10 protein-coding genes are annotated in these 14,196 nt (G+C 52.0%); 8 read left to right on the top strand and 2 right to left on the bottom strand.

Annotated features, from left to right (window positions below; genetic code table 11):
- Position 1 precedes the first annotated feature (1 nt).
- Complete coding sequence (locus ACYU8Y_RS24890; protein ID WP_460940868.1) at positions 2-1,657, top strand: CehA/McbA family metallohydrolase; 1,656 nt, start codon at positions 2-4, stop codon at positions 1,655-1,657.
- A gap of 111 nt (positions 1,658-1,768) precedes the next feature.
- Here the strand turns inward: ACYU8Y_RS24890 and kduI are convergent, their stop codons facing one another.
- Positions 1,769-2,653 (bottom strand): 5-dehydro-4-deoxy-D-glucuronate isomerase, encoded by an 885-nt coding sequence (kduI, locus tag ACYU8Y_RS24895; RefSeq protein ID WP_460940869.1) that lies wholly within the window; start codon positions 2,651-2,653, stop codon positions 1,769-1,771.
- A gap of 489 nt (positions 2,654-3,142) precedes the next feature.
- On the opposite strand from kduI, the gene ACYU8Y_RS24900 reads away from it, so the two are divergent.
- From ACYU8Y_RS24900 to ACYU8Y_RS24930, 7 genes are all read left to right on the top strand, one after another.
- A complete protein-coding gene (locus tag ACYU8Y_RS24900; RefSeq protein ID WP_460940870.1) occupies positions 3,143-3,877 on the top strand; it encodes an HAD family hydrolase in 735 nt (244 codons plus the stop codon).
- Positions 3,878-3,938: 61 nt separating this feature from the next.
- The gene (locus ACYU8Y_RS24905; RefSeq protein WP_460940871.1) at positions 3,939-5,090 is read left to right on the top strand and encodes a TIGR03364 family FAD-dependent oxidoreductase; all 1,152 of its coding nucleotides are present in this window, start codon (positions 3,939-3,941) and stop codon (positions 5,088-5,090) included.
- A gap of 324 nt (positions 5,091-5,414) precedes the next feature.
- Complete coding sequence (locus tag ACYU8Y_RS24910; RefSeq protein ID WP_460941212.1) at positions 5,415-8,663, top strand: SusC/RagA family TonB-linked outer membrane protein; 3,249 nt, start codon at positions 5,415-5,417, stop codon at positions 8,661-8,663.
- Positions 8,664-8,718: 55 nt separating this feature from the next.
- The gene (locus tag ACYU8Y_RS24915; RefSeq protein WP_460940872.1) at positions 8,719-10,317 is read left to right on the top strand and encodes a SusD/RagB family nutrient-binding outer membrane lipoprotein; all 1,599 of its coding nucleotides are present in this window, start codon (positions 8,719-8,721) and stop codon (positions 10,315-10,317) included.
- Between the two features lie 67 nt (positions 10,318-10,384).
- Positions 10,385-11,455 (top strand): alkaline phosphatase family protein, encoded by a 1,071-nt coding sequence (locus ACYU8Y_RS24920; RefSeq protein WP_460940873.1) that lies wholly within the window; start codon positions 10,385-10,387, stop codon positions 11,453-11,455.
- Between the two features lie 31 nt (positions 11,456-11,486).
- Entirely contained in the window at positions 11,487-12,407 is a 921-nt protein-coding gene (locus tag ACYU8Y_RS24925) for a metallophosphoesterase family protein (RefSeq protein ID WP_460940874.1), read from the top strand.
- A gap of 2 nt (positions 12,408-12,409) precedes the next feature.
- Positions 12,410-12,949, top strand: a complete 540-nt coding sequence (locus tag ACYU8Y_RS24930) for a phosphonate degradation HD-domain oxygenase (protein ID WP_460940876.1) — start codon at positions 12,410-12,412, stop codon at positions 12,947-12,949.
- Positions 12,950-12,973: 24 nt separating this feature from the next.
- On the opposite strand, the gene ACYU8Y_RS24935 is transcribed toward ACYU8Y_RS24930, so the two are convergent.
- Entirely contained in the window at positions 12,974-14,194 is a 1,221-nt protein-coding gene (locus ACYU8Y_RS24935; protein WP_460940877.1) for an NRAMP family divalent metal transporter, read from the bottom strand.
- Positions 14,195-14,196 lie beyond the last annotated feature (2 nt).

A 14,196-nucleotide genomic window follows, 5' to 3' on the forward strand; every position in this document is an offset into this window, starting at 1 on the left:
AATGTCTCGTATAAGGTCATCTCATTTATGTTCCGTGCTGGCGCGGATTTGTCGACTAGAGAAGTACGTAGGCATCCTGATAGGGGTGGCAAGTCTGTTTGGCTTATTCAATGCGGATGCCCAAACGCAACGATTCGGTTTCCTCCAAATTGATGTCCGGGATGGCAAAACGGGTAAACTTACCCCTGCTCGGGTCCGGTTGACGCAGGGCGGAAGACCCGTAAAAACGTTGCCCAGGGAAGTCTCCGCGGTTTCCTACGGCTTATGGGATCATGCCGATGGCTACGCTTATCAACCCGATAGTTCGTTTTATATACCGGGCCATTTTAGTCTTCAGCTGCCGCCGGGTACCTATCAGCTTGCCCTGATGAAAGGAAATGAATACGTAAATCAGCAGCATACGCTTGTCGTAAAGTCGAGTCAGGTTCTGCGAAAGACCTATTCCCTGACGCGCTGGGTAAACATGGCAGCACGGGGTTGGTATTCCGCCGATGATCACATCCATATCCGACGATCGCCGGGCGAAAATCAACCCCTGATGAACTGGATTCAGGCTGAAGACCTGAACGTGGGCGTTTTGTTGAAAATGGGCGATTTCTGGGAAACGTATTACCCGCAATACGCTTTCGGCGAGAAGGGAAACTATCAATCCGGGAATCACCTGTTAACGGCTGGCCAGGAAGACCCCCGAACGCCGGAACTGGGTCATGCCCTGGGGTTTGGCGCTACGGGGGCTGTGCGCTACAAACAGGATTATTACTATTACGACAAGGTTTTTGACGAACTCCACAAACGGAGCGGTTTGACGGGCTACGCGCACCAGGCCGAATCCTTTCACGGCTATCGGGGACTTACGCTCGATGGCCTGCGAGGTAATGTCGACATGCTCGAACTACTGCAATACTGCGTATCGGAAGTTCCGTTGCATACTGAAAATTATTACCACATGCTGGATTTGGGCTTCCCGCTGACGGCTACGGCGGGTTCGGACTTTCCCTGGTGCGGGCATGATCACGATCAGGGCCCACCCGAACAATCGGCCCGGATTGGGAACGCCCGTTTCTACACCTACCTCAGAACGCCGTTCACCTATGCCGCCTGGAAAGAAGCCGTAGCCGCCGGACATACATTCGTGACCAGCGGTCCTATTCTTACCGTTAGCGTCAACGATGCCCTGCCCGGCGATCGGCTTGCACTCCGGAAGGGGGACAAACTTCGTATTCGGGCTAAAGCGCTAGGGTATCCTGGTCAGACTCCACTCGATACGTTGGAAATTGTGGCCCACGGTCGGGTACTGGGGCGTGTTACACTACAGGATTCGGGGCAATCGGCGGGGCAGTTAACTCTAAATATTGAGCTTCCGTCCGTGGTGCATGGGCTGTGGATTGCGGCCCGGTGCTATGGCAAATTCCGGCAGGCGGCTCACACAACGCCCATTTATGTAAGCGTAGACGGGGGCGGTTTTCATAATCCTGCAACCGTTGAACAGTATTTAACCCTGAGCGGGAAGTACCTCAGCGAACTGGAGCAGGAACTCGAAACACACCACGACAATCCCGAATTTCAGGCCTGGTATTACAAGAAAGGGCTCAAAACCCGCATTGATGAAACGCGTCAGGTAATTATTGAGCTGAAGAAGAAACTAGTTGGTCGGTAAGGAATGCATGTTTTTTTTGCAACACAGACTGAAGCAGCCAACGATCGGCCCAATTCTGGTCCCGCTACCGGCGGTCAGAACCGGGCCATGTATGTATCAAAATCGCAGACCTTATTTAAGGTCAGTTATGGCGCAGAAATCCATGTCGCCATAGTCGAGGTTTTCCCCGGCCATTCCCCAGATAAAGGTATAGTTTGAGGTGCCCGCCCCGGAATGAATCGACCAGTTGGGCGAGATGACCGCCTGTTCGTTCTGCATGAAGATATGACGGGTTTCCTGCGGTTGTCCCATAAAATGGCAGACACTCTGGCCTTCCGGCACCTCGAAGTAGAAATAAACTTCCATCCGGCGGTCGTGCGTATGAGCGGGCATGGTATTCCAGACGCTGCCCGCTTTCAGCTCCGTCATACCCATTTGCAACTGGCAGGTTGGAAGCACACTATTGACCAGTAGTTTGTTGATAGTCCGGTGATTGGCGGTTTCCATGCTGCCCAGTTCCACGACTTCGGCATCGGCCCGCGCTATTTTGCGGGTCGGATAGTTTCGGTGGGCTGGGGTGGAGTTGAGGTAAAACTTAGCTGGTGCGGCATCATCATAAGAAATGAATTGAATGTCCCGTGTGCCCTGACCAATGTACAGCGCTTCTTTATAATCCAGATCATACGGAACATCATCGGCTACAACGCGGCCAGCTCCGCCTACATTGATGATGCCCAGTTCGCGTCGTTCCAGAAAATAATTGGCTTTGAGCTGATCGGGCGTATCGAGGGTAAGCGGACCATCAATTGGCATAATGCCCCCCGTCAGGTAGCGGTCAAAAAACGAAAGTACCCACCGGAACTGGTTGGGAACGAACAAGGTCTCAATGAGAAAACTCTGCCGAAGTTGTGCCGTATCCATGCCTTTTACTTCGCTGGGCGAAGAAGCATACCGGCTTTCGAAGACTGTTCTCTGGTCAATCTGGTTATCTGCCTGAAGGGTCGATTGTGTTTGCATACGAATGAAAATTTCTGTCTCGCTGAAGAATAGCCGCGCTTCGTCATGATTGATGTCTAAGCCACAAACTATATAAAGTACAAATCCTCTTGTCAAAGAAGGTATCGTGCTAGTTAGATAAACTTACCTGTCATCGGACGAATCGCTAGCTATTTTACACTAAAATAGGAGCCAAGTACAATAATCTATTGCTTCAGTTTCCAAATTACACTACTTTTTTCTGCAACCGTTACCGCAAACGGTTGCAGGAGAGAATGCCCGTCTTAAAAACGTTTAATTTTATGGTGCCTACTTTGGGGTAGGTAGTTGCGGTCAATTGGGAGCACTGGCGAACGGTTGAAGGATGGTCTTTTTAAATTTATATTTGACCGCCGTAAGAACGGGAGAGAATTCAGTTACATTAATTTTATCTTTTCTTAATACCCAAGAGGTAGGTACTACCAAAATATTTTATTGATTTGCTTACATTTCTCTTTGATTCACTGAATTATGCAGCCAATTGAGTTAGTTGTTTTCGATATGGCGGGAACTACCGTTACCGATCACCACGAAGTAGAGCGGTGTTTTGCCGAAGCTGCCCTGGAAACTGGTTTGTCGGTCACCGATGAGCGGATTCTGGCGATGCAGGGTCTTTCCAAACGGTACGTATTCGAAACGCTCTGGAAGGAGCAACTGGGGGAAGACAGCCCCGAGGTTCAGTCGAACGTTACTAGTTCCTACGATGCCTTCCGGCGCATTCTGGAAAATCACTATCAGACGCAGGGAGCAACACCTACCGAGGGGTGTCTGGAAACTTTTGCCTACCTGCACGAACGCGGCATTGCCATCGCCCTCACAACGGGATTCTACCGTGTCGTTACCGACATTATTCTGGAAAAACTTGGTTGGCTTGATGGGCTCAACGCACAACGGGTAGGAACCCCCGCCAGCCTGCTGCAGGTTTCAATTGCCAGTGATGAAGTTCCGCGTGGTCGGCCTTATCCTGAAATGATCGAGCGGGCCATGCAATTGGTTGGGGTAACGAATCCCAAAGCCGTAGTCAATATTGGTGATACGCCCTCCGACCTGCTGTCGGGTCGAGCAGCGGGCGTGGCGCTTAATCTGGGCCTGACCAACGGCACGCACTCGCGCGAACAGCTGGAGGCTCAGCCGCACGATCTGTTGCTGGGTTCGCTTCGGGAACTTCCCGCGCTGCTCGAAAAGCACGAAATGTCTCTTACCTAATCATCGCTGTACCGGGCAATCAAGCTGAGGGCTGTATCCTTACGGCCCTACTTCCTTAACAATGACATCATCGTACGATCTGATTATTATTGGTGCCGGAGCGCTCGGCACGTTTCATGCTTATCATGCCGCCAAATCAGGAAAACGGGTTCTGTTGCTCGAAAAAGATAACTACCCGATTGGGGCTACCGTCCGGAATTTTGGGCAGGTAGTACCCTCCGGCCTGGCAGGACGATGGTTCGAGTACGGTCGGCGAAGCATGGAAATTTACCGGGAGATCCAACAGGAAACCGACCTGACAGTGCGCCCCAATGGGACCATTTACATTGCCTCCGATCCGGACGAATGGAAACTGGCCAACGAACTTCACGACCGGTACCAACAGCTTGGCTACATGAGTGAGCTATTCACAAAGGCCCAGTGTCTGGCAAGCTATCCAACTCTGAAACCTGATTATGTAGTCGGGGGTATTTTCTTTCCCCAGGAAATGAGCGTCGAGCCGGAGCAGATGATTCATCGGCTGCTTGCGTTTGTTCAGCAGAAATACGGCGTCGATTACCGGCCCGGTTCGGTCGTGATCGACGCCCAGCCGAACGCCAGTGGCGCAACGGTTACCCTAAGCAATCGGCAACAGTTTCAGGCCGAACGGGTGCTTATCTGTGGAGGCCATGAAGTGCGGTTGTTATTTCCGGATGTGCTGGCTCAGGCGGGTCTGGTGGTTAGCAAACTTCAAATGCTACTGGCCGAACCGGTAGCGGGTCTGCAATTGCCTGGTAACATACTGACGGGTCTGACGATACGGCGTTACGAAGCCTTTCAGGAATGCCCGTCCTACGCCAGCCTCACCGCGAACACACCTGAGCATCTCGCCGAGCTGAAAAAGTGGGGAATTCATATTCTGTTCAAGCAGGCTATCGACGGGTCAATCATTGTGGGCGATTCGCATGAATACGCAGCGGCCACGCAGGCGGAAGACCTCGGGTACCACACGCAGGATTACATCAATGACCTGATGCTCCAGGAAGCCCGGCGCATTGTTACCTTTCCGTTGACAATCCGAAAAACCTGGGCGGGCTTTTACAGTCAGACAAAAGCCGAGATTTTCGAGCATAACGTGACCGAGAACATTCGGATTGTGACCGGAATTGGCGGGAAAGGCATGAGCTCCGGCGCTGGATATGCCGAAGAGAGCATCCGGCAATGGCTAGGTTAAGGCGCTGATTGTATGGAGACGTGATGGGGTAAATAGCGCTGTCTGCCCCGCCGTTACGCGGCCATACATCAGGGCAATAGCAGTATGACAAGGGAAATTATGTTATTATAAATATTTGGCAGTTCTGTATTAAGGCAAGATAAATATATTGCCTTTTTGTTTATAAACAGGTAATATATACTTAATATTGAGCCAATAGCACCATTATACTTTTGCGAAAAATTACTTAAGCAACACTAACCTGTCAAACGTATGAAGCTTTGTTTACCGTCTTCAACGTCATGGCATCGGACGACCGCTACGCGCGATCTGTACCGATTGTCCATGACGTTTTTATTTTGCCTGCTAGTGAGCCTGTCGGCTTTTGCCCAGGGCATTTCCGGACGCGTCCTTTCCGCTGATGACAACCAGCCGCTGCCCGGTGTGTCCATCATTGTGAAAGGAACCAATACGGGTACAACCAGTCGTGCCGATGGTACATACTCGATCAATGCGCCTTCGGCGGGCACATTGACCTTCTCCTTTATCGGCTACGAAACACAGGATATTACGGTGGGAAACCGGAGTACGATTGACGTGTCAATGCGGAGTAGCGAAAAAGCGCTGAACGAAGTTGTGGTAACCGCGCTGGGTATCAAGAAAGACGTTCGGCAAACGGGTGTCGCCATTCAGACCGTCGATGGGTCACAACTGCTGAAAGCGCGCGAACCAAACCCGATCAACTCCCTGGCGGGCAAAGTAGCCGGTCTGACCATTGGCGCATCGGCCGAGTTATTGGGCCGTCCGTCGGTTGTACTGCGCGGTAACCAGGATGTGCTGTTCGTGGTCGACGGTATTCCCATTACATCAGACACCTGGAACATCAGTGCCGACGATATCGATACGTATACCGTGTTGAAAGGCGCTTCGGCTTCCGCATTATACGGATTCCGGGGTAAAAACGGGGCGATCCTGATCACTACCAAACGCGGAACGAAAGACAAACGCGGGTTCTCCGTTGAGGTGAATACCAGTCAAATGGTCGATCAGGGTTTTCTGGCCATCCCTAAAGTACAGGACGAATACGGCCCCGGCGACCATGGTGTTTATGCCTTTGGTGACGGAAAAGGCAATGGCCTCAACGATGGTGACTACGACATCTGGGGACCAGCGCTAAACGGTCAGCTTATTCCGCAGTACGACAGTCCGGTTGTGTCAGGGCAGAGTTTCACCACGAAATTTCCGAACGGCGCTACTTTCACCAGCAACCGCCAGCCGACGCCTTTCCTGCCGCGCGGTAAAGACAACCTGAGCCGGTTTATCCAAACGGGTATTCTCTCGAACAACAACGTAGCGGTGGCTGCATCGGGTGATAAATACGATATGCGTTTCTCGCTGTCGCACAACTTTCAGCGGGGCCTGGTGCCCAACACGAAGCTGAACGTGACCAACTTCAACATGACCGGCGGGTACAACTTTTCGCCTAAACTTCGTTTTGAGGCCAGTTTGAACTATAACCGCCAGTACACGCCGAACTTTCCGGACGTAAACTACGGGCCTAACTCACTCATCTACAACATTATTGCCTGGGGTGGTGCCGACTGGAATATCGACGATATGAAACAGATCTGGCAACCCGGCAAAGAAGGTACGCAGCAGATTTACGCCGAATACCAGCGGTACAACAACCCGTGGTTCCTGGCAAAATACTGGTTGCGGGGCCACTACAACAATAACGTGTATGGCTACACATCCCTGCGCTACCAGCTTGCCGATGGGTTGCAGCTGACGGCCAAAACCCAGCTAACGACCTATAATCTGCTTCGTACGGAGAAATTACCGTATTCGGCAACAACTTATGGCCGTGAAGAAGGTCGTGGCGATTACCGCGAAGACCGCCGGAATATGTTCGACAACATCAACCAGGTGCTGCTCCAGTATAATCGCAAAGTGACGAAAGATTTAACGATCGGTGCCCTGGCTGGTGGCGAAGCCCGGATTTTCAATTACAACTCCGACTACGCCAGCACCAACTACCTGAACGTGCCAGGTGTATACAACTTCTCCAACTCGTCTAACCCGGTAATTGCCTCGAATTTCCAGTCGGATATGCGCGTGCTGTCGGCGTACTACTCGGCCGATTTCACCTTCCGCGATTATGCTACGCTTACTACAACGGGGCGGTTAGACAAACTCTCGACCTTGCCGAAGGGAAACAATGCGTATTTCTATCCGTCGGTGGCCCTGAGTACCGTCATTTCAGATTACGTTAAACTACCGGCAAATCTGGGTATCTCATTCCTGAAACTGCGCGCTTCGTATGCCAACGTGAAAGACGGACTTACCCAATCGACCATCGGCTCGACGCCTGGTGCTTCGTTCCCGGTGGGTTACGGTGATGATTACGCATCATCCTACGGTGGACCGACCTATCAGAACTCAGCCGTCTATACCCTGCCATTGTCGTATAATAACAAGCCGGCAGCCTATTACGCCAACACGCTGAATAACCCGAATCTGAAACCGAACTCGACCTCGCAAAGTGAAGTAGGTCTGGATGTTCGCTTCTTCGATAACCGGATTGCAGTCGATGCAACTTACTATGTCAGCAACGATGGCCCGCGTATTTTCACCCTGCCTTCGTCGGAGGCAACGGGTTATACGGGCCGGTTGGTCAACGGTATTCAAACCCAGAAGAAAGGGGGCGAAATTTCGGTGACGGGTAAAGCGATCCGGTCGGCGAAAGGGCTGAGCTGGGACGTGGTTGCCAACTATTCAACCTATACCGAACGGCTGAAAGAAGTATATCCGGATGGGGGAATCAATACACTGGCATCAAGCTACTTCGTGGGCAACAGCAGCGATGCCCGGTACATTAATATCGGTGACCGAACGGATGGGTTCTATTCCAGCGCCTTTGTGCGCACCCAGGACGGACAGTTAATCAACGATGCCGGTGGACGGCCAATCGTTAACCCAGTAGCCCAGTTTCTGGGCTACGTGAATCCTAAGTTTGTCTGGGGAATTAACAACCGGTTCAGCTACAAAAACCTCACCTTCAGCTTCCAGTTCGACGGTCGGGTAGGGGGCGTTATCGGTGATTACGTCCGGCAGAAAACCTTCCAGGGGGGCCGCCATATCGAAACGGTACAGGGTGCCTTCGGGGCCGCCCGTCCTAACGATGTGCAGGGTATCAAGTCGTATCTGGGCGATGGTGTAGCACTGGCTAGCGGAACAATCAATTACGATGTGAACGGTAATGTGCTGAACTACGGCGAGTTAAAGTATACGCCCAACGTGACGAAAACATACGAGCAGGATTACATCGCCCGTGTTTTTGGCGCAACCGAATCATACCTGATGAGCCGGAGCTTTGCCAAACTGCGCGAAGTGATCATTGGCTATACACTGCCGCCAGCTATGCTAAGCCGCATCGGTGTAAAACAGGCCAGCATATCGGTGGTTGGTCGTAACCTGCTGTACTTCGCTCAATACAAAGACATCGATCTCGATCAATTCGTGACGGGTGGTCGCTCGTCGCTGCAAACCCCGACCACACGCCGGTACGGTATCAATTTAAATCTGACATTTTAATCCGGTTCGATGGCGCGAGCGAGACGTCCGCGCCATCGAACCCAAAATATTTTTTATGAAAATCAATAAACTCTTTATCGTCTCGCTGACGGCCCTCGGCCTGACGCTCCCCGGCTGCGAAAAGCCGTTCGATGAACTGGAGCAGGACCCAAACCGGCCAACAAGCGCTCCGGCCTCGCTGGTATTCAATGGCGTTCTGAACGACATGTACAGCAGTAATAATAGCCCAACAGGCTATCATGGTGTAACGACTGGCGGCTGGAACGATCAGCAACGCTGGAATCAGTTTTATGCCAGTAACTACAATTATTACGCAACCAACGAATACGCCTGGACGGCCACCGATCTTTATTACACAACGCTGAAGGATGTTGTGAAAATGGAGCAGGAAGCCAAAAAAGCGGGCCTGCCAGACGTGAACGCCTATTCGGCGCTGGGCAAGTTTTTTCGGGCGTATTTTTTCGAGAACATGACCAAGCGGGTGGGCGACATTCCGTTGACCGATGCGCTGAAGGGGCTCGATAACCCGACGCCGAAATACAATACACAGAAAGAAGTGTATGTACAGGTGCTAAAATGGCTCGACGATGCCAACTCGGATCTAACCACGCTGATTGCCAAAGGAGACAACAACCTGTCGGGTGATATTTACCTTGGCAATAACCTGGCGAAGTGGCAAAAAACAGTCAACACCTTTAAACTGCGGGTGCTGATCAGTTTGAGCAAAAAAGAGGCTGATACCGATTTGAACGTAAAAGCCCGATTTGCCGAAGTAGTGGCCAACCCAACCAAATACCCGGTGATGGCGTCGATGGACGACAATCTGCAATACATCTACAATACCTCGTTCAACAAGTATCCTCGCAATCCGGATAACTTCGGCGGAAACGCCACCCGCGAAAACATGGCGGCTACGTACCTGGGAACCCTGACCAGTCTGAAGGATCCCCGGACGTTTGTGGTGGCCGAACCGGCTACGGCAAAGGTGGCTGCTGGTCTAAAACCAACCGATTTTGCGGCTTTCGTAGGTGCATCATCGGGCGAAGATCTGGCTACTATGTCGTCGAATGCCAACCAGGGATTGTACTCGTTCCAGAATCGTAAGCACTACTACAGCACCTACACCGCCGAGCCGTATATCATCATCGGCTATGCGGAACTACAGTTTCTTATAGCTGAAGGCATCAACCGGGGTTGGGCCAGCGGTACGGCTGAGGATTATTACAAAAAAGGTATTCAGGCATCGTGGGCCTTCTATGGCCTGACGGATGGCGCGAATACGGTTTATTTCTCGGCCGATGGAGGGTACAAGGTATTCAATACGTACACGGTGAATGTCAGTTTCGCTGATTATTACGCGCAGACCGCCGTGAAATATGTCGGCAACACAACCGCTGGCCTGACTCAGATTTTAACGCAAAAGTACCTCGCCTTCTTCCAGCAGTCGGGTATGGAAGCGTTTTATGACCAGCGCCGGACGGGTGTACCAACGTTTTTGGTGGGTCCCGGAACGGGCAACAGCCAGCGGATTCCGGTACGGTGGCAGTATCCGTCAACGGAACGGTCGTACAACACGGCCAATAATACGGCCGCTGTAACCAGTCAATACGGCGGAACAGATGATATCAACGCGGCCATGTGGTTGCTGAAATAATTGATTACGTTCAAGGCCGATGCGCAGGGTTTTAGCAATCCGGCACATCGGCCTTTTTTGATATACTATGCAACGACTTCACGTACTGTTTGCCCTGTTCCTAAGTGGTTCGGCGTTGGCACAGCCTGCTCAGAACCTGATACTGGTAACGCTCGACGGGGTTCGCTGGCAGGAGGTATTCAATGGTGCCGACTCAACGCTGCTGTTCGATCCAATGTACAGCCGCGACACCGCCAGCGCCCGAAAGCAGTTTTGGGCAACAACCCCAACTGAACGCCGTAAAAAACTGACGCCATTTCTCTGGAACACCATCGGTCAGCAGGGGCAACTGCATGGCAATCGGCAGAAAGGAAGCCGGCTGAACGTGTCGAATCCGCACTGGTTCAGCTACCCCGGTTACAACGAAATTCTGAGCGGTTACGCCGATGACCGGATCAAATCGAACGATAAGATCGACAATCCAAATGTAACGGTACTGGAGTTCCTGAACAAGCAACCGGGAATAGCCGGAAAGGTGGCCGTATTTTCCTCCTGGGATGTCATTGAAGCCGCCGTTAACGAAAAGAAGACCGGCATTCCCGCCAGTTCAGCCAACGAACCGACCCACCCGGTTACGGCTGCCGATACAGTGCTGAGCGACATGACAACCCTCTACCCACGGGAGTTTGGGGATGGCGTACGGGCCGATTTTCTGACGTACTTTTCGGCACGGCAGTATATGAAGCAGAAGCAGCCCCGTGTCCTGTTTCTGTCGTTTGATGAAACCGACGATCTGGCTCATGCCGGACGGTATCACGATCATCTTCGCATGGTGCAGTCTATTGACAACTACCTGGCGGACTTATGGAAAATGATTCAGCAAATGCCGCAGTACGCCGGGAAAACCGCTATATTGGTTACGACCGATCATGGCCGGGGGCATACGCCCAAAGCCCGCTGGAAGGATCACGGTACCAAAACCGCCGATTCGTACCAGATATGGCTGGCGGCTATGGGGCCGGGTATCCGGGCAACGGGCGAACGGACTGGTGGACCCGTACTGTTTCAGAACCAACTGGCGGCTACAATGGCCCGGTTAATGGGATTCACGTTTACCTGCGATCATCCGGTTGGCGCCCCTATCAATACAAACGAATAGCTTATTGGCAACTACCTCTTGATACCTGACAATGAACCGTAGAACCATCCTCAAATCGGCGGCCCTGCTGCCTTTCGTTCCCGATGCCAACGCTCAACTCGCTTCGGCACCCGCTGCCCGCAAACGCTCGGTTCGGTTCGCCTATCTCGGCGACACACACATCACGCCCGACAGTAAGCCAATGGAAGCGGTAGCCAGGTGTTTTCATCACGCACAAAGCCACGCCGACAAACCCGCCTTTATCCTGCACGGGGGCGATGTCATTATGGATGCGCTGGCCAAAGACCGGGACGATGTACGGAAGCAATGGGACGCCTGGCATACGGTTGTGAAAGCAGATAATTCACTCCCCATCGAGTACTGCATTGGTAACCACGATATCTGGGGGTATGAAGGGGCTAAGACAGACACGATGTACGGTAAAAAATGGGCCGTCGATCAGATGAAAATCAGCGGTCGGTATCGTAGTTTTGACAAAAACGGCTGGCATTTTATTATTCTGGACAGTGTACAGATCAAGCCTGACGACAAGTGGTACACGGGTTACATCGATGGAGAGCAACTGGAGTGGCTGAAACAGGATCTGGCCAAAACCGGTACGAAAACACCGATCCTTGTTCTGTCGCATATTCCGATTTTTAGCCCGACGGCTTTCTTTAGTCAGCAGAATATAAAGGACGGCAACTGGTCTATTTCCGCCGGTTTAGTGCTATCGAACACCCCCGAATTATTGACTCTGTTCTATCAGTACCCAAACGTAAAAACTGCGCTCAGCGGCCACATGCATCTTCTCGACCGGGTTGAGTATAATGGCGTTACCTATCTATGTAACGGGGCCGTTAGTGGAAACTGGTGGAAGAGTGACACGTATCAACAAACAAAGGCAGGGTACGCCCTCATCGATTTATACGACGATGGTAGGGTAGAACGGACCTACCTGCAATACACATAGCTATGGAAACAATTGCGAATCTCTTTGCCCAGGGTGGCCAGGATGCTTATTTTGGTGAGCCCGTAACCCAGCTCGAACATGCCCTGCAATGTGCCCTGCTGGCCGAAGAAGCCGGTGCTGATGATGAAACGGTAATAGCCGCTTTTTTGCACGATATCGGACATTTACTCCCCCCGGCTATGGCGGATGGGTACATGGATGGCTACGGCACGGTTGACCACGAGCGGCTGGGGGCCGATTACCTTCGGAACCTTGGCTTTTCAGAAAAAGTGGCGCAACTGATTGAGCACCACGTAAATGCCAAGCGTTATCTGGTTTTCAAAAATCCCAAATACTTTGCCCGGCTGTCGGAAGCAAGTTTAAAAACGCTGGAATTTCAGGGGGGACCCATGACCCCCGAAGAAGCCGCCGATTTTGAAGCTAATCCGTACTTTAAGGGGATTCTGCAAATGCGTACCTGGGATGAGCAAGCTAAAATTCCGGGTTTGCCAACGCCCGATATGGATTACTATTTGGCGATGGCCAGTAGAAATCATAACTAGAGTCAGTAAGTCAGGATAGGGAAGTTAGCTTGCCTGAATGGCCAGCCAGATATTCCAGAGGCCAAATGCAGCCGTTACGATCACAACGGTGCCCATGGCTATGTTTTGCCAGAGCGTATTGCAGTATTTGTCGCCGAGCAGGGACTTGTTATTGACGGCAAGAAATAAAAACACCGTAACGAACGGGAGAAGTATGCCATTGATCGCCTGCACAGCAACGATGACCGGAATTGGCGTTACGTTCAATAACCCAAATACCAGGCCCGTAGTCATGACAATGAGCCAGATGGCACGGTAGGCAGGTGAGTTTTTTGGAACGCCAAGCAAACTATGCGCCGTAACGGAGGCCGCCAGGGGTGCCGTGAGCGATGAGGCAAAACCAGCCGCAAAGAGGCCGAAAGCGAACAGTGATCCGGCCCAGGGACCAATTCGGTTGGTCATAACCTGCGCCATGTGCGCGTAGGAGAAGTCGTTGGGAATGAGAAGGCCAGCCAGCAGCAACACAACCGAAATGATACCTCCCAGAATAACGGCTACCCAAATGCCCAGTTTCATTTCGCCCAGCGACTGCCCTTCGGATGCTCCGTTCGCCGAGCCGTCAGTGGGCACAATGCTTGAGCCGAAGAAAAGATTGTAAGGAACGATCGTTGTGCCAATAAGGCCGTTGATCAGCAGGAGAGAGCCCGAAGGGACAGTGGGAGTAATCAGTGCACTGGCCAGACTTGCCGGTGTGACGGGCGTACCGAAGGCAACGTACAGGAAAGCTCCGCCCATCGCGAAAACGACCAGACCGAGCATGTTTGCCAAGCCCTGTGTAGAGCCGACCCATAAGAGCACGATACACATCAGCCCGACCGCAATAGTTAATAGAGGAACGGATAAGCCCGTTAAGAGGGCCAGGCCCGATACAGCCCCGAGAATATTACCAGCCTGGTAGGCTGCACAGCCCAGAAAAATAGCTAGAAACAAAGCCCAGGCAATCCGCCGTCCGCGAGGACCAGCATAGGTTTTTACAATAACCTGACCTAAATCAGTACCGGTAGCGATTGTAATTCGGGCAGCGGCTTCCTGTAGCCAGACGGTGCCGAGGGTAGCGAATGTGAGAACCCAAAGAAGTTGAAGTCCATAGGTTGAACCGGCAATGGCACAGGCCGTAACCGACCCTGGACCAATAAATGCAGCCGAAATAACCGACCAGAATAAAATACTGCCAAGACCAGAGCGGAGAGATAGCGATTTGGGCACTT

Source organism: Spirosoma humi (assembly GCF_054776575.1).